Here is a 16,521-nt window from a genome sequence, read left to right on the forward strand (position 1 = left end):
TCCCGCAATTCCTGGTGGATCAGCGCGCGGCGTCAGATGCGGTGCATCGCAAGGCGGAGGGGCGCCCGCATACTGGATGTATTCGGGCGTTTCGACAACGCGGCGAGGTGCCGTAGCTGTCGTCGTGCGCCCGCCAGGAATTGCGGGACAGCCCTTAGAGTGTCGGGGACCCCTGGGGCTGTGTCCCAACAACGTGCCGTCTGAGATCTGAGGAACCAGTGCGCCGAATTGCCGGCCTTCTCGTCATCCCCCTGCTGCTGCTGACAGCGGCCTGCGGCGGCGACGACAAGGGCTCCGACTCCGCTTCCGCCTCCGCGTCCGCCCCCACGAAGGGCGGGTTCCCCGCCATCACCGCGGGCGCGAAGTTCGGCGAGAAGCCCACCCTGGCCAAGGGCACGGGAACGCCGCCCAAAGAGCTGAAGACCAAGGTCGTCAGTGAGGGTGACGGCGCCACGCTCAAGAACGGCGACGCGATCCAGGTCAACTACCTGGGCCAGGCCTGGGACTCCGACAAGCCGTTCGACAACAGCTTCGACCGCAAGCAGCCGTTCGATCTGACGCTCGGCGCCGGCATGGTCATCCAGGGCTGGGACAAGGGCCTGGTCGGCCAGAAGGTCGGCAGCAGGGTCGAGCTCGTCATCCCGCCGGACCTCGGTTACGGCGCGCAGGGCCAGGGTGACATCAAGCCGAACGCCACCCTCGTCTTCGTCGTCGACATCCTGAAGGCCAAGCAGATCCCGGCATCCGCCAAGGGCACGCCGGTCGCCCAGGACAACGTCGACCTGCCGAAGGTGGGCACGAACACTGACGGCAAGGCGCCGACCCTCACGATCCCCAGCAAGGTCACTCCGCCCAAGAAGCTGGTCTCCAACTACGTCCTGGAGTCCAAGGGCGACGTCGTCAAGGAGACCGACACGGTCGTCGTGAACTACGTGGCCAAGCTGTGGAAGGACGGCAAGGAGTTCGACAACACCTACACCACGGGCAAGACCGCCTCCTTCCCGCTGGCCCAGGTCACCCTCAAGGGACTCAAGAACGGCCTGATCGGCAAGAAGATCGGCAGCCGTGTGCTGCTCGTCATTCCGCCGGACCAGGGCCTCGGTGACAAGGCGCAGCAGTCGGTCCCCGCGAACTCCACGCTCGTCTTCGCCGTGGACATCCTGGCAAAGATGTAAGACTGTCCCGGTTGCCCAGTTCATCATTTAGAGGAGCAAGTCAGTGAGCATCGAGAAGCCCGAGATCGACTTCCCGGGTGGCGAGCCGCCGGCCGACCTGGAGATCAAGGAGATCTGGGAAGGTGACGGTGCCGTGGCCCAGGCCGGCCAGACCGTCTCCGTCCACTACGTGGGCGTGGCCTTCTCCACCGGCGAGGAGTTCGACGCCTCCTGGAACCGCGGTACGCCGCTCCAGTTCCAGCTCGGTGCCGGTCAGGTCATCAAGGGCTGGGACCAGGGCGTGCAGGGCATGAAGGTCGGCGGCCGTCGCCAGCTGACCATCCCCGCGCACCTCGCCTACGGCGACCGCGGCGCCGGTGGCGGCACGATCGCCCCGGGCGAGACGCTGATCTTCGTCTGCGACCTGGTCGCCGTCTGATCCGGCGCCTCCGCGCTCCGAGGGCCCGTGCCGCCAGGCACGGGCCCTCGTGCTGTGGCGGGCGGGGTCTGCCCCGTCGCGGCACCGGCTTTTGTCCGGACAGCCCGGAGCGGTACGGTCGAGGGTCGTAGAGCAAAACAGAAAGGGCGTCGATGGCGATTGCCAAGGCCGAGCGGCTGATGAACCTGGCACTGTGTCTGCTGGGGACCCGGCGCCCGCTCAGCAAGCGCGAACTGCGCGGTTCCATCGAGGCCTATCTCGAAGCGGGCTCCGACGACGCCTTCAACCGGATGTTCGAGCGCGACAAGGACGATCTGCGCGAGCTCGGTCTGGTCATCGAGACCGTGGAGAACCTGGACGGCGACACCGGCTACCTCGCCCGCCGCGACAGCAACCGGCTGCCCCCGATCACCCTGGACGCCGAGGAGGCCGCAGCCCTCGGACTGGCCGCCAAGGTCTGGCAGCAGGCCCGGCTGGCCGGCGCCGCCAGCGGAGCCCTGCAGAAGCTGCGGGCCGCGGGCATGCCGGAGGCGGAGGACGCGTACGAGGTGCACAGCGCCCTCGAACCCCGCATCCCCGTCCACGAGGCCGCGTTCGAACCGCTGATGCTCGCCTGCCGCGACCGCCGGCCGGTGACCTTCGACTACCGCAAGGCCAATGCCGCACGCCCCGAGCAGCGCCAGGTCGAGCCGTGGACGCTGGAATGCTGGCGCGGCCACTGGTACCTGGCCGGCTGGGACCGGGAGCGGGGCGCGGAGCGGGTGTTCCGGCTCTCCCGGATCTCCGGCAAGGTGCGCTCGCGCGCCGGAGCCTTCACCGCCGAGGTGCCCGACGTGGTCACCGTCCGAGAGACCGTCGAGAGCTGGGCGGGCGAGACGGCGACGCGCACCGCGCTGATCAGGCTGCGGGCGGACTCCGGCTACCCGCTGCGGGCCCGGGCGATATCGGTCCGGGAACTCGGGGACGGGTGGGAGGAGTTGGAGATTCCGTACGGACACGGTCTGGACGCCTGGCTCGTCGAGTTCGGTCCGGACGTCGTGGTGAGTGAACCTGCGGATCTGCGGGCCGACGTGGTGGACCGGCTGCGCGCCGTGGCCAAGGACTGAGGGGACCGTATTCATGGCCACGAACGCCATCGACCAGACCCGCCGGATGCTCTCCCTGGTGACGTATCTGCGCGAGCGCCCCGGCGCCCATGTCCAGGACGTCGCCCGGGCCTTCGGTATCACCGAGGACGAGCTGATCTCGGACCTCGACGTCCTGCCCATGTGCGGGACGAGCTTCCGCGGCGGCGATCTGCTGGACATCGACACCGACGGCGACCGCATCTGGTGGCACAACCCGGATGACGTCGCCGAGCCCCTGCGCCTCGCCGCCGACGAGGCGACGGCCCTGCTGGTCGCCGCCCGCGCCGTCGCGACGCTGCCCGGACTGCGCGAGAGCGACCGCCAGGCCCTGCTGCGGGCCACCGCCAAGCTGGAGGCCGCAGCCGGTGAGGTCGGGGCCGCCAGCTCCCGGCTCTCGGTCACGTTCGAGTCCGAGGGCGGCGTCTTCGCCGACGTGGACCGGGCGATCTCCGAGCGCCGCCGGCTCTGGCTGCGGTACTACTCGCCCGCGCGCGACGAGCTGACCGAGCGCGAGGTGGACCCGATCCGGCTGTTCGCCGTCGGCCACACCTATATGGAGGCCTGGTGCCGGTCCTCCGAGGACCGGCGTACGTTCCGACTCGACCGGGTCGCCGAGATCCGGCTCCTCGACGAGCCGGCCGCACCGCCCGAGCTGGAGCTGAGGGACCTGTCCGAGGGGCTGGTGCAGCCTGCCGCCGAGGACCCGGAGGTGGTGGTCGAGGTCGGCCCCGGCGGGCGCTGGGTGGCCGAGTACTACCCCCACGACAGCGCCGATGAGCTGCCCGACGGCGGCCTGCGGATCACCCTGCGCACCCCCGACCCGGCCTCGCTGCGCAGACTCGCGCTCCGGCTCGGCAGGGAAGGGCGCATCGTCTCGCCGCCGGAGCTGGCGCGGAGCGCACAGGCCGCGGCCCGGGCGGCGCTCGCCGCGTACGACGGCCCGGCCTGAGGGGATACCTGAGGAGATATGACCCATAAGTCTGTGGTGTCAGGTGTGCCTGCCGTGCCGACCGTGGTCGTTCCCGAGTCGGTACGGTTCAAGGCGGCCTGCCCGGAGTGCCGCGCGCGCTCCGAACTCGCGGCGGCGGAGTTCCGTCTCGCGATCGGCGCGAGCAGCCGGACCACGTTCTACTCCTTCACCTGTCCCGCGTGCGACGCGTCCGTCCGCCGGGCCGCGGGGGAGCGGATAGTGGAACTCCTCACCGGCGGCGGCGTGCGGACGCTGCGCCTGCACACCGGTGCCTGAGACATCACTCCGGACCTTCGGACACTAGACACATCGAGGCTCTGCGCATGTTCTGGCCCATGCTCGCCATCGCCCTGGGATTCCTCGGCATCGCCGTCCTGGGCGTGCTGGCCGTCAAGGTCTTCATCGAGGCCCAGCGTCTCGGTCATCAGGTGACGCGCACCACTGAGCGCATCAACAGGGCCGCCGAGGACCTGGAGCGCGCCGCCACGGATCTCGCCGCCACGGGCGAAACCCTGCGCTAGCGGGGCCCGTTCCGTCCAGGCGGGCGCGGCCTCCTCTTTCACGGACGCGGGGGGTACGCTGCTGGTGACGGTCCTGGCAGGAGGTGCGGGCCGCATCGAAAGTATGCATAGGCATTGCCTCGCGTTTACTCCCGCGGGTTACGATCGCTCCCAGCGAAATGATCGGACGTGTGTCCGGTCCAAGGGCAGCGAGCCCACCTCCAGCCGCCACAGCGAGAAGGAAGCACATCATGGGCAATCTGAAGCCTCTCGAGATCGTTCTGATCATCGCTGTCATCCTGCTGTTGTTCGGTGCCAAGAAGCTTCCCGACATGGCCCGTTCCCTCGGCAAGTCGGCCCGCATCCTCAAGAGCGAGGCCAAGGCGATGAAGAAGGACGACGAGCCGGTCGCCACGACGGACACCGTCGCCGACCAGGCTGCCCAGCAGCCCGCCGCAGCGCGCACGATCCAGGCCGCTCCCGGCGACGTGACGAGCTCCCGCCCGGTGAACGAAGCGAAGCCCACCACCCAGAGCTGATCGCTGACGGGTCTCCCCGACAGCTGCCGCACGAGACGAGGGAAGTGGGTTGCTCAAGTCTGCCCGCAAGCAGGAGAAGGACGGCGAGGGGCGGATGCCCCTCGCTGATCACCTGCGTGAGTTGCGTAACCGACTGCTGATCGCGGTCGTGGCGGTCATCGTGATCACGTCGGTCACGGCCTTCTTCTACCAGGATCTGATCGACTTCCTGATCAAGCCCATCCTGGAGTCGGTCGGGTGCACGGACGGCCAGAAGAAGCAGGCGAACGGTCACCCGTGCGCCGAGATGACGGTGAACGGTCTGGTCGCCCCGTTCTCCATCGCCCTCAAGGTCTCCCTCATGGCGGGCGTGGTGTTCTCCACCCCCGTCTGGCTCTACCAGCTCTGGGCGTTCCTGGCCCCGGGTCTGCACAAGAACGAGAAGAAGTACGCGCTGGGCTTCGTCGGCGCCGGTGTGCCGCTGTTCTGCGTGGGTGCCGCGCTCGCGTACATCCTGATGCCGCAGACCGCGGCGGTGCTGCTCGACTTCACGCCGGACAACACGACGAACCTGCTGCCCGTGGACGACTATCTCGACATCGTCACGCGCATGGTGATCGTGTTCGGTCTGGCCTTCGAGCTGCCGCTCCTGCTTGTCCTGCTGAACTTCACCGGAGTGCTCTCGGCCAAGCGGCTCGCGTCCTGGTGGCGCGCGATGATCATGGGCATCACGGTCTTCGCAGCGGTCGCCACCCCGACGGGTGACCCGCTGACGATGGTGGTGCTGGCCGCGCCGATCGTGCTGCTCTACTTCCTCGCGCTCGGTATCTGCGTCGCCAACGACCGGCGCAGGCGTCTGGGCAACCCCGACGCCGAGCTGGACGACGACGAGGCCTCGGACCTGGATCTGACCCCCGAGGACATCGGCGAGATGGAGAACGTCTCGGCTTCGCTGCCCGCACAGGCGGACGGGGAACAGGACGGCGGACGGTCGGGCCGACGAGACGGTTACGACGACATCACCTGACCTTGTAAGGTCCCCCGGGTGACCAGCGAGATCACTCTTTTCGTCAATCCCACCGCAGGACGCGGCCGGGGCGCGCACGCCGCGCAGCCGGCCGCTTCCGCGTTGCGGGACGCCGGATTCTCCGTCCGTACGGTCCTCGGCGAGGACGCCGACGACGCGTTGCGACGGGCGCGCGAGGCCGTGGCGGGGGGAACGGGCGCGCTGATAGCCGTCGGCGGCGACGGGATGATGTCCCTCGCCCTCCAGGCGGTCGCCGGGACCCTGACCCCGCTCGGTGTCGTCGCCGTCGGTACGGGCAACGACTTCGCCCGCGCTCTCGGCATGCCGATACGGGACCCCGCGGCGGCGGGACGGCTGGCCGCCGAGGCGCTGAAGGGCGGTACCGTCCGCGAGATCGACCTCGGCCGGGTCGGTGAGCGCTGGTTCGGCTCCGTGCTCGCCTCCGGCTTCGACTCCCGCGTCAACGACCGCGGCAACCGGATGCGCTGGGTCGGCGGCCGGTTCAAGTACGACCTGGCGATCCTCGCCGAACTCGCCGCCTTCAAGCCCCTCACGTACCGCATGAGTCTGGACGGCGGGCCGGTCCGGGAGATCGAGGCGACGCTCATCGCCGTCGGCAACGGCTCGACCTACGGGGGCGGCATGCGGATCTGCGCGGACGCCGTCATGGACGACGGCCTCTTCGACGTGACCGTCGTCGGCGAGTGCAGCCGTACGACCCTCCTCAAGGTGTTCCCCAAGGTGTACAAGGGGACGCACCTCGGACACCCGGTCGTCACGGTGCACCGGGTGTCCTCGATCGCCCTCGAAGCGGTCGGTGTCACCGCGTACGCGGACGGTGAGCCGCTCGGTCCGCTGCCGCTGACCGCCACCTGTGTCAGGGGTGCCGTCCGGGTGCTGGGGGCGCGTTCCACCACGGCCGATTAAAGATCGAGTGACTGTCACAGGCGGCGGGTAGGCTCGTGGACAAGATGACAGAGGACCTCTCACCAGCTGAGCGATACCAGGCTTCCCGGATCCGAGCCGCCGAGCAGGCGACCGCGCTCGGACCGTTCCGCGAGATGTACGAGTTCGATCTGGACCCCTATCAGATCGAGGCCTGCAAGGCGCTGGAGGCCGGCAAGGGCGTGCTCGTCGCGGCCCCCACGGGGTCGGGCAAGACGATCGTCGGCGAGTTCGCCGTGCACCTCGCCCTGGCCCAGGGCCGCAAATGCTTCTACACCACGCCGATCAAGGCCCTCTCCAACCAGAAGTTCGCCGACCTGGTCAAGCGCTACGGCGCGGACAAGGTGGGCCTGCTGACCGGGGACAACAGCGTCAACGCCGACGCACCGGTGGTCGTCATGACCACCGAGGTGCTGAGGAACATGCTGTACGCGGGCTCCCAGGCGCTGAACGGCCTCGGCTACGTGGTGATGGACGAGGTGCACTACCTCTCCGACCGCTTCCGGGGCGCCGTGTGGGAGGAAGTGATCATCCACCTCCCCGAATCCGTCACCCTGGTCTCGCTCTCGGCGACCGTGTCCAACGCGGAGGAGTTCGGCGACTGGCTGGACACCGTCCGCGGTGACACCCAGGTCATCGTCTCCGAGCACCGGCCGGTGCCGCTCTGGCAGCACGTGCTGGCCGGCCGCCGGATGTACGACCTCTTCGAGGAGGAGAGCGACCACGGCGGCCGCGGGTCCGGACGCCGTGAGGTCAACCCCGACCTGGTCCGGCTCGCCCGCATGGAGAACCAGCGCGGATACAACCCGCGTGAACGCCGTCGCGGGAAGATGGTGCGCGAGGCGGACCGCGAGCGCGAGCGGCGCCAGCGCAGCCGCATCTGGACACCGTCGCGGGCCGAGGTCATCGACCGGCTGGACGCCGAGGGACTGCTGCCCGCCATCACGTTCATCTTCAGCAGGGCCGGCTGCGAGGCCGCCGTGCAGCAGTGCCTGCACGCCGGACTGCGGCTCAACGACGAGGACAAGCGCCGGCTGGTCCGGGAGATCGTCGAGCAGCGCACGGCGTCCATCCCCACCGAGGACCTGCACGTCCTCGGCTACTACGAATGGCTCGAAGGCCTGGAGCGGGGCATCGCCGCGCACCACGCCGGGATGCTGCCGACCTTCAAGGAGGTCGTCGAGGAGCTCTTCGTGCGCGGACTCGTGAAGGCGGTCTTCGCGACGGAGACCCTCGCGCTCGGCATCAACATGCCCGCGCGCTCGGTGGTACTGGAGAAGCTCGTCAAGTGGAACGGCGAGCAGCACGCCGACATCACCCCCGGCGAGTACACCCAGCTGACCGGCCGCGCCGGCCGCCGCGGCATCGACGTCGAGGGCCACGCGGTGGTGCTCTGGCAGCGCGGCATGGACCCGGGCGCGCTGGCCGGACTCGCGGGCACGCGTACGTATCCGCTGCGCTCCAGTTTCCGCCCCTCGTACAACATGGCCGTCAACCTCGTGCAGCAGTTCGGGCGGCACCGCTCGCGCGAGCTGCTGGAGACCTCCTTCGCCCAGTTCCAGGCGGACCGCTCGGTGGTCGGGATCTCCCGCCAGGTCCAGAAGAACGAGGAGGGCCTGGAGGGCTACAAGGAGGGAATGACCTGCCACCTCGGTGACTTCGAGGAGTACGCGCGGCTGCGCCGCGACCTCAAGGACCGGGAGACGGAGCTCGCCAAGCAGGGAGCCTCGCAGCGGCGGGCCGCCGCGGCGGCGTCCCTGGAGAAGCTCAAGCCGGGCGACGTCATTCATGTGCCGACCGGCAAGTTCGCCGGGCTGGCGCTCGTCCTCGACCCGGGACTTCCGGCCGGGCGGACCAACGGGCACGGGCACCGGGGGATGGAGTACCACGACGGGCCACGGCCGTTGGTGCTGACGGTCGAGCGCCAGGTCAAGCGGCTGGCCTCGATCGACTTCCCGGTCCCGGTGGAGGCGCTGGAGCGGATGCGGGTCCCGAAGTCGTTCAACGCGCGCTCTCCGCAGTCGCGCCGCGATCTGGCGTCCGCGCTGCGGACCAAGGCCGGGCACATCGTCCCGGACCGGCATCGCCGCGGGCGTGCCGTCGCGGCGGACGACCGCGAGATCGCGCGCTACCGGGCCGAGTTGCGTGCCCACCCCTGCCACGGGTGCGACGAGCGCGAGGACCACGCGCGATGGGCCGAGCGGTATCACCGGCTGCAGCGGGACACGCAGCAGCTGGAGCGGCGGATCGAGGGGCGGACGAACACGATCGCCCGTACCTTCGACCGGATCGTGGCCCTGCTCACCGAGCTCGACTATCTGCGGGGCAGCGAGGTCACCGAACACGGGCGACGGCTGGCCCGGCTGTACGGCGAGCTGGACCTGCTGGCGAGCGAGTGCCTGCGGGCGGGTGTGTGGGAGGGCCTCAACCCTGCCGAACTCGCCGCGTGTGTCTCGGCGTTGGTGTACGAGGCGCGGCAGTCGGACGACGCGGTCGCGCCGAAGCTGCCGTCCGGGCCTGCGAAGACCGCGATGGGCGAGATGGTCCGGATCTGGGGGCGGCTCGACGCCCTGGAGGAGGACTTCAAGATCAACCAGGCGGAGGGGGTCGGACAGCGCGAACCCGACCTCGGATTCGCCTGGGCGGTGTACATGTGGGCGTCCGGGCGGACGCTGGACGAGGTGCTGCGCGAGGCGGAGATGCCTGCGGGGGACTTCGTGCGCTGGTGCAAGCAGGTGATCGACGTGCTGGGGCAGGTGGCCGCGGCGGCTCCGCGTGAGGGGAGCTCGGTGGGGCGGAACGCCCGGAAGGCGGTTGACGAGGTGTTGCGGGGAGTGGTGGCCTACAGCTCGGTGGGCTGAGGCGCCGGCCCGCGCCGTGGGCGGAGCGCCGTGCGTTTCCGCCCGCGCGTGTTCGGCCCGGTGCGGGTGCGGGAGTGCCTGCGGCGTACGGCCTGTTCCCCCACCCGTCCCTGACCGTAACCGGGGCGCTGCCCCGGCCCCCCCCGCCTTCAGACGCCGGAGGGGCCGGATGGGGCGGCGGGATGCTCCGCGGACGGGCCGGGGGAGCCGTGGGCGAGGCTTGATCTGTACGCACGCCAGCCGCCGTGCCCCGTGATGTCCTGTGCCCCCTCCACCGCGTACGGCTCGCAGAGGAAGCCCGCGGCCGTCGTGCCGTCCGACAGGTCCACCCGGCCCAGCACCATGGGGTGCGGGAGCGCCGCGGTGAGGGTGCCCAGGCCCTCGGCCGGGAGCTCCCAGATCTCCGTCTCGATGGCCGCGCCCCCCTCGTCCGTGCGGACCAGGCCCGGCTTGGGCGGCGTTGTCGCCAGGGCGTGCAGGCGGTAGACGGGGGCCGTCGTCGTCGTACGGACCAGGCGGGCGCCCAGGAGAAGGAGTTGCGGGTTGAGCGGCTCGCCGGTCAGGTGGGCGCCCGCCACCGCGATGCGGACGGGCGGGGGCAGCAGGGCGGCGATCCGGGCCAGGCGTTCGTCCGTGTGGGCCCGGCCGATCAGCATCACGCCGAACGGCAGACCGGCCACCTCGCCCGCCGGGGCCGCCACCGCGCACAGGTCGAACAGATTGGTGGAGTTGGTGAACCGGCCGAGCCGGGCGTTCGCGCCCAGCGGGTCGGCCGCCACCTCGGCGAGCGTGGGGTGGCCCGGTGTGGTGGGGAGCAACAGGGCGTCCGCGTCGCCGAGTGCGGTCTCGGCCGCGGCACGGAGCCTCTCCAGCCGGTCCCGGTCCGCGAACAGGCGGTGCGCCGGGATGTCCCGGGCGGCCGTGATGATGCCCGCCACCGTGGGGTCCAGGTCCGCGGGGCCGCTGTCGACGAAGGCGCCCACCGCGGTGTAGCGCTCCGCGACGAACGCCCCCTCGTAGAGCATGGCCGCCGCGTCCGTGAACGGGGTCAGGTCGACGGGAAGCAGGACGGCGCCCGCCGCGCGGAGGCGGGCCGCCGCGGACGCGTAGGCGTCCGCCCACCCGGGATCCAGTTCACCCAGCTGTTCCGCGGACGGCACCGCGATCCGCCACGGACCCGGGGCACGGGCGGGGACGGGGCGGGCCGTGGGGCCGGTCATCAGGGCGAGAGCCGACTCCGCCTCGGGGAGCGTACGGGCGAAGACGGTGACGCAGTCCAGGCTCGCGCAGGCGGGGACCACACCGTCGACCGGGACGAGACCGCGCGTCGGCTTCAGGCCCACGATGCCGTTGAACGCCGCCGGGACCCGGCCGGAGCCCGCCGTGTCCGTACCGAGCGCGAGGTCCGCGATGCCGAGCGCGACCGCGACCGCCGAACCCGAGCTGGAACCGCCGCTGACGCGTTCGGGGGCGAGGGCGCCGCGGACCGCGCCGTACGGGGAGCGGGTGCCGACCAGACCGGTGGCGAACTGGTCGAGATTCGTCGTACCGATCACCAGCGCCCCGGCCGCACGGAGTCGCGCCACGACGGGGGCGTCCGCGGCGGGTTCGTAGGCGTAGGAGGGGCAGCCCGCCGTGGTGGGCAGGCCGGCCACGTCGATGTTGCCCTTGACGGCCAGCAGCCGGCCGGCCAGGGGGAGGAACTCACCCGCCGCCAGCCGGGTGTCGACGGCGCGGGCCTCCTCCTCCAGGGCGGCCTGCGGGCGCAGACCGATCCAGATCTCCGGGCGGTCCACCGCCTCGATACGGGCGTACGCGGCGCGGACCCGGGTGAGAGTGGGGTGGGACATCAGCGGGGCTCCTCAGTTCGTACGGGTGGGCGGGGCGAGGGTCACCAGAGCCGTGCCCGCTTCGACCTGGGCGCCCGGCCGGGTGAGGATCCGTTCCACCACGCCGTCCGCCGGGGCGTGCACCCGGGACTCCATCTTCATCGCCTCCAGGGCCAGGAGCGGCTGACCTGCCGTCACGGTGTCGCCCTCGGCCACGTTCAGCTGCCAGACCGATGCCGCGAACTCCGCCTCCACCAGGCGCCCGCCCGGCGGCACCGTCACCTCAGCGGCGGGCGGCGCCGGTGCGTCGGCGGCGTCGGCCCGGGCGAACTCGCCCGCGGCCTCCCAGGCGTCGCGCTCGGCCGCGAAGGCCGTGCCCTGGCGGGCACGGAACGCGGCGATCGACTCCGCGTTCCGGTCCAGGAACTCCTCGTACCGGGCCAGGGAGAACTCGCCTTCCTCGATCCGCGGGACGAAGCGGCCGGAGATGATGTCCGCGCGCAGCTCCAGGAGCTCGTCCGCCTCCACCGGATACCACTTGATGCGGTCGAAGAACCGCAGCAGCCAGGGCGAGCCGGGCTCGAAGGCGCCGCGCTGCTGCCAGCCCGACCAGACCTGGGTGGTGCGGCCGACGAACTGGTAGCCGCCCGGTCCCTCCATGCCGTAGACGCACAGGTAGGCGCCGCCGATGCCCACCGAGTTCTCCGCGGTCCAGGTGCGGGCCGGGTTGTACTTGGTGGTGACGAGGCGGTGGCGCGGGTCCAGGGGGGTGGCCACCGGTGCGCCGAGGTAGACGTCTCCCAGGCCCATCACCAGGTACTCGGCGTCGAACACCGTGCGGTACACGTCGTCGACGGAGGCCAGGCCGTTGACCCGGCGGATGAACTCGATGTTCCACGGACACCAGGGCGCGTCGTCCCGGACGCCCGCCATGTAGCGGGCGATGGCCTCGCGGGTCGCCGGGTCGTCCCAGGACAGCGGCAGGTGCACGGTGCGGGAGGGGACGGTCAGGGCGTCGGTGGGCGGGAGTGCCGCCTCGGTGCGGTGGAGCAGGTCCAGGAGCGCGGTCTGCGGGAGCACCGCGGGGTCCGTCTGGACCTGGAGCGAGCGGATGCCCGGCGTGAGACCGGTGATGCCGGGCACGGCGGCCCGCGTCAGCGCCTCCATCAGGGCGTGGACGCGCATGCGCAGCGCCAGGTCCAGCTGCATCGGCCCGTACTCGACCAGGACGTTGTCGTCGCCGCTGCGGCGGTAGGTGAGGACGTCGTCGCGGTACAGGACGCCGCCGTCGGTGATCTCCCGGCGGGGCTCGCCGGTCACCGTCACCGGCATGAAGCGGACGGTGTCGCCGGGCCGCAACTGGCCCAGTTTCCAGCGTTCGGCCGTCACCACCGTCGCCGGGCAGACGAAGCCCCCGAGCGAGGGGCCGTCCGGGCCCAGGAGCACGGGCATGTCGCCGGTGTAGTCGACCGCGCCCACGGAGTACGGCGTGTCGTGGATGTTGGACGGGTGCAGCCCCGCCTCGCCGCCGTCGGCCCGGGCCCAGCGCGGCTTCGGGCCGATCAGGCGGACCCCGGTGCGGGCCGAGTTGAAGTGGACCTTCCAGTCGGCCGCGTAGAAGTCGTGGATGTCCTCCTCGGTGAAGAACTCCGGCGCCGCGTGCGGGCCTTCGGCAGCGGCGATCTGCCAGCTGCTCGTGAGCGGGGGCCGCTCCGGCGCGGGAACGGGGAGCGCCGCCGGTGCGGGCCCGCCGCCGTGCAGGACGTCGCCGGTGCGCAGGGCCCGGCCGCCGTGCCCGCCGAAACCGCCGAGCGTGAACGTGGCCGCGCTGCCCAGGAACCCGGGCACGTCCAGACCGCCGCCGGCGAAGAGGACGTACGTACGCAGCCCGTGTTCCGCCGGTGCGCCGATAGCGAGCGCCGCGCCGGCCGGGACGGTCAGCGGCTCCCACTGCGGCACCGGTGTGCCGTCGAGGGTCACCGGAGCGGGGGCGCCCGTCACGCAGACGGTCGTGGGCCGGGTGAAGCGGAGCGTGGGGCCCTGGAGGGTGCACTCCAGGCCGGGGGCGCCCGGGGTGTTGCCGAGAGCCGTGTTGCCCAGCCGGAAGGAGAGGTCGTCCATGGGGCCCGACGGCGGTACGCCGACCTGCCAGTAGCCGGTGCGGCCGGGCCAGTCCTGCACGGTGGTGAGCGTCCCGCCGGAGACCACCTCGATGCGGGGCGTCGGGTCGTCGATCGTGGCGAGCGTGGCCGTGGAGTGCGTCGCGCCACGGACCCGGTCGTCGGCCAGCGCGGCCCGGACCAGCCCGAGATTGGTCTCGATGCCGTCGATGCGGGTGGCCGCGAGCGCCGCGTCCAGCCGGGCCAGGGCCTCGGCGCGGTCGGAGCCGTACGCGATGACCTTGGCGAGCATCGGGTCGTACGCCGTCGTCACCTCGGTGCCCGTCTCGATCCAGCTGTCCACCCGCAGGCCCTCGCCCCGGGGGAAGTCGACCCGGGTGAGCAGACCGGCACCGGGGCGGTGGTCGCGGCTCGGGTCCTCGGCGTAGACCCGGGCCTCCACGGCGTGGCCGTGCGGGGCGTCCGGTCGCCGTACGACCGCGGTGTCGCCCTGGGCCAGGCGCAGCATCCACTCGACGAGGTCGACGCCGTGGATCTCCTCCGTGACCGGGTGCTCCACCTGGAGGCGGGTGTTGACCTCCAGGAAGTACGCCTCGGCGCGTGCGGCGTCGTACACGAACTCGACCGTTCCGGCCGAGCGGTAGCCGACCGAGGCGCACAGCTCCCGCGCGGCGTCGGTCAGCCGGGAGCGGACGCGGGCGGGGAGGCCGGGAGCGGGGGCCTCCTCCAGGACCTTCTGGTTGCGCCGCTGGAGCGAGCAGTCGCGGTCGCCGAACGTCACCACCCGGCCGTGTCCGTCGCCGAACACCTGCACCTCGACATGGCGGGCGTCCTCCACCAGGCGTTCCAGGAAGACCCCCGCCGAGGAGAACGACGCCGCGGCGACCCGCTGCACCCGTTCCCAGGCGTCGGCGAGCTCGGGGCCCGACCGGCAGGCCGACATGCCGATGCCGCCGCCGCCCCCCGTGGCCTTCAGCATGACGGGGTAGCCGATGCGTTCCGCGGCGGTCAGGGCCGCCGGCAGATCAGGGAGGAGCCCGGTACCGGGGGCGAGCGGCACGCCCGCCGCTTCGGCCGCGGCGCGTGCGGTGTGCTTGGCGCCGAACAGCTCCAGCTGGGCGGCGGTCGGGCCGACGAAGACGATCCCCGCGTCCTCGCAGCGCCGGGCGAACTCCGCGTCCTCGGAGAGGAATCCGTACCCGGGGTGGATGGCCCCGGCCCCGGTGTCCTTCGCCGCCTTCAGCACCAGATCGGCGTCCAGGTACGACTCCTTGGCGGGCGCGGGCCCCAGCCGGACCGCCTCGTCGGCGAGCCGGACGTGCGGGGCCGACCGGTCCGGGTCGGAGAAGACGGCGACGGTACGCAGACCGAGGCGGCGGGCCGTTCGGATGATGCGGACGGCGATCTCGCCGCGGTTGGCGACGAGCAGCGTGTCGAAGGCCCTCGGTGTCCCGGAGGCCGGCAGGGCGTCGAAGGTCATCGGCTCGTCCCGGTGAGGGTGGCTTCTACCGCCGTCGGCTCGAAACCGTTGCAGGGGTTGTTGATCTGGGGGCAGTTGGAGATCAGGACGAGCACGTCGGTCTCGGCCCGCAGGGTGAGGCTCAGTCCGGGGGCGGAGATCCCGTCGACGATGCCGAGCGTGCCGTCCTGCTCCACGGGCACGTTCATGTACCAGTTGATGTTGGACACCAGGTCGCGTTTGCCGAGCCCGTGGCGGGCGCCCTCGGCCAGGAAGTTGTCCACGCAGGCGTGCTGCGACCACGTGTGGTGGCCGTAGCGCAGGGTGTTGGACTCCTTGGAGCAGGCGCCGCCCACCGTGTCGTGGCGGCCGCAGGTGTCTGCGGTGACCGTCATCAACGGGGTGTGCTCGTTCGACATCAGCACGCTGCCGGTGGTGAGGAAGATGCCGCCGCCGGCCTGGATCGTGTCGGGGGCGCTGTAGCGGACCGCCGTGTCCTGGGCGTCGTACACCAGGAAGTCCACCGCCTGGTTGCCGTGCAGATCCGTGAGCGTGAGGTGCTCACCCGCCCGGACGGTCGCGGACCAGGCCGCGCGGGCGGGGATGACGGTGGTGGACAGGACCGTGGCGGTCGTGGTCATGCGAGCCCCCGGGCGGTGAGGAAGTCGAGTGTGTTGAGGAAGGCGCGACGGCCCTCGGGTGCGGCGTCCCAGAGGACATCGCCCGGGGCGGTAGGCCGCGCGCGCCAGGCCAGTACCTCCAGCGGGGTGCTGGTGTAGGCGGGGCGGGGGTCCAGCGGGTGCGGGACGTTCGCGATCAGTACGGTCAGGTCCTGCTCGGCGCGCAGGGTCACCGCAGCGCCCGCACCAGCCGAGCCGGTGAACTCCGCGGCGCCGTCGTCGCCGATCCGCACCCCCTGGAAGAAGGAGAGCGACGGCGGCAGGTCGCGCGGCTCCAGGCCGTTCTTCAGAGCGGCCAGCTTCAGCAGTTCGCGTCCGGCGGGGGAGGCCGACTGCGGGGTGCCGTCGCCGTACCGCTCCGTGTTCCGCCGCAGGGTGGAGGTGCCGCACAGCGCGTCGTGACGGCCCGAGGAGTCGGCGGTCACCGAGGCGAGCACCCGCCCCTGGTCGGAGAGGAGCAGCCGGCCGGCACCCAGGTAGGCGTTCCACTGGACCTTGACGGTGTCCGCGGTGTTGAGCCGCTCCCACGGCCGGCCGTCGGCGTACAGCAGCAGATGGGCGCAGGCGTCGCCGGCCAGGTCGGTGAGCCGCAGCTCGGTACCGCGCGCCAGGACCCGGTGCGTGTAGTTGCCGCCCGCGACCGTCTCGGCCCAGACCGGGGTGCCGGGGGCGGCGTCCGGCCAGTCGGTGGCGGGCACCACCGGCATGGACCCGGTACGGGAGCCGCCCTGGGCGCGTGCGTGGTCCCGGGCCCCGTGTGTTGTCGCTGTCGCCATGGCTCAACCTCCGGCTCGACGTGGTGCCGACGGATATTTCTGTCGCGCGACAGAAATTAGGACGCCGCGGAGTCGTGGCCATTGCCCGTTCGTTGCGCGGGAGTTACCGACAGCTC

Annotated in this window: 14 protein-coding genes; 10 read left to right on the top strand and 4 right to left on the bottom strand. The window is 71.6% G+C overall.

The features are described from left to right. The first annotated feature begins 218 nt into the window (after window positions 1–218). From ACGFZA_RS25710 to ACGFZA_RS25755, 10 genes are all read left to right on the top strand, one after another. Window positions 219–1,175: an FKBP-type peptidyl-prolyl cis-trans isomerase gene (locus ACGFZA_RS25710; RefSeq protein ID WP_385285194.1), complete on the top strand. Its 957-nt coding sequence runs from the start codon at window positions 219–221 to the stop codon at window positions 1,173–1,175. Window positions 1,176–1,218: 43 nt separating this feature from the next. Further along, window positions 1,219–1,593 carry an FKBP-type peptidyl-prolyl cis-trans isomerase gene (locus tag ACGFZA_RS25715; protein ID WP_385285196.1) on the top strand — a complete coding sequence of 125 codons (375 nt, stop codon included), beginning with the start codon at window positions 1,219–1,221 and terminating at the stop codon, window positions 1,591–1,593. A gap of 152 nt (window positions 1,594–1,745) precedes the next feature. Then, complete coding sequence (locus ACGFZA_RS25720) at window positions 1,746–2,699, top strand: WYL domain-containing protein (protein ID WP_363077187.1); 954 nt, start codon at window positions 1,746–1,748, stop codon at window positions 2,697–2,699. A 13-nt stretch (window positions 2,700–2,712) separates the two neighbouring features. Then, window positions 2,713–3,669: a helix-turn-helix transcriptional regulator gene (locus ACGFZA_RS25725; RefSeq protein ID WP_385285199.1), complete on the top strand. Its 957-nt coding sequence runs from the start codon at window positions 2,713–2,715 to the stop codon at window positions 3,667–3,669. An 18-nt stretch (window positions 3,670–3,687) separates the two neighbouring features. After that, entirely contained in the window at window positions 3,688–3,966 is a 279-nt protein-coding gene (locus ACGFZA_RS25730) for a hypothetical protein (RefSeq protein WP_393682155.1), read from the top strand. A gap of 47 nt (window positions 3,967–4,013) precedes the next feature. After that, the gene (locus tag ACGFZA_RS25735; protein ID WP_385285203.1) at window positions 4,014–4,211 is read left to right on the top strand and encodes a hypothetical protein; all 198 of its coding nucleotides are present in this window, start codon (window positions 4,014–4,016) and stop codon (window positions 4,209–4,211) included. 227 nt (window positions 4,212–4,438) lie between these two features. Then, window positions 4,439–4,729, top strand: coding sequence for a Sec-independent protein translocase subunit TatA (gene tatA / locus ACGFZA_RS25740; protein ID WP_385285291.1), 291 nt, complete (start codon window positions 4,439–4,441; stop codon window positions 4,727–4,729). A 49-nt stretch (window positions 4,730–4,778) separates the two neighbouring features. Continuing rightward, window positions 4,779–5,735 carry a twin-arginine translocase subunit TatC gene (tatC, locus tag ACGFZA_RS25745; RefSeq protein ID WP_385285205.1) on the top strand — a complete coding sequence of 319 codons (957 nt, stop codon included), beginning with the start codon at window positions 4,779–4,781 and terminating at the stop codon, window positions 5,733–5,735. Window positions 5,736–5,753: 18 nt separating this feature from the next. Further along, on the top strand, window positions 5,754–6,662 hold the full coding sequence (locus ACGFZA_RS25750) for a diacylglycerol kinase (RefSeq protein WP_385285207.1): 909 nt from the start codon (window positions 5,754–5,756) through the stop codon (window positions 6,660–6,662). A 44-nt stretch (window positions 6,663–6,706) separates the two neighbouring features. After that, window positions 6,707–9,541, top strand: coding sequence for a DEAD/DEAH box helicase (locus tag ACGFZA_RS25755; RefSeq protein ID WP_385285293.1), 2,835 nt, complete (start codon window positions 6,707–6,709; stop codon window positions 9,539–9,541). A 149-nt stretch (window positions 9,542–9,690) separates the two neighbouring features. Here the strand turns inward: ACGFZA_RS25755 and atzF are convergent, their stop codons facing one another. Genes atzF through ACGFZA_RS25775 form a run of 4 tightly spaced genes read right to left on the bottom strand, consistent with a single transcriptional unit; the run spans window position 9,691 to window position 16,405 of the window. After that, window positions 9,691–11,391 (bottom strand): allophanate hydrolase, encoded by a 1,701-nt coding sequence (gene atzF, locus ACGFZA_RS25760; RefSeq protein WP_385285209.1) that lies wholly within the window; start codon window positions 11,389–11,391, stop codon window positions 9,691–9,693. A gap of 12 nt (window positions 11,392–11,403) precedes the next feature. Then, window positions 11,404–14,970 carry a 5-oxoprolinase/urea amidolyase family protein gene (locus ACGFZA_RS25765; RefSeq protein WP_393682159.1) on the bottom strand — a complete coding sequence of 1,189 codons (3,567 nt, stop codon included), beginning with the start codon at window positions 14,968–14,970 and terminating at the stop codon, window positions 11,404–11,406. Next, window positions 14,967–15,590, bottom strand: a complete 624-nt coding sequence (locus ACGFZA_RS25770) for an urea amidolyase associated protein UAAP2 (protein WP_385285213.1) — start codon at window positions 15,588–15,590, stop codon at window positions 14,967–14,969. Before ACGFZA_RS25770 ends, ACGFZA_RS25765 begins: the two co-directional genes overlap by 4 nt. Then, the gene (locus tag ACGFZA_RS25775; protein WP_385285215.1) at window positions 15,587–16,405 is read right to left on the bottom strand and encodes an urea amidolyase associated protein UAAP1; all 819 of its coding nucleotides are present in this window, start codon (window positions 16,403–16,405) and stop codon (window positions 15,587–15,589) included. The genes ACGFZA_RS25770 and ACGFZA_RS25775 overlap by 4 nt, the downstream gene beginning before the upstream one ends. Window positions 16,406–16,521 lie beyond the last annotated feature (116 nt).

The organism is Streptomyces sp. NPDC048211, assembly GCF_043202315.1.
Taxonomy (GTDB): domain Bacteria; phylum Actinomycetota; class Actinomycetes; order Streptomycetales; family Streptomycetaceae; genus Streptomyces.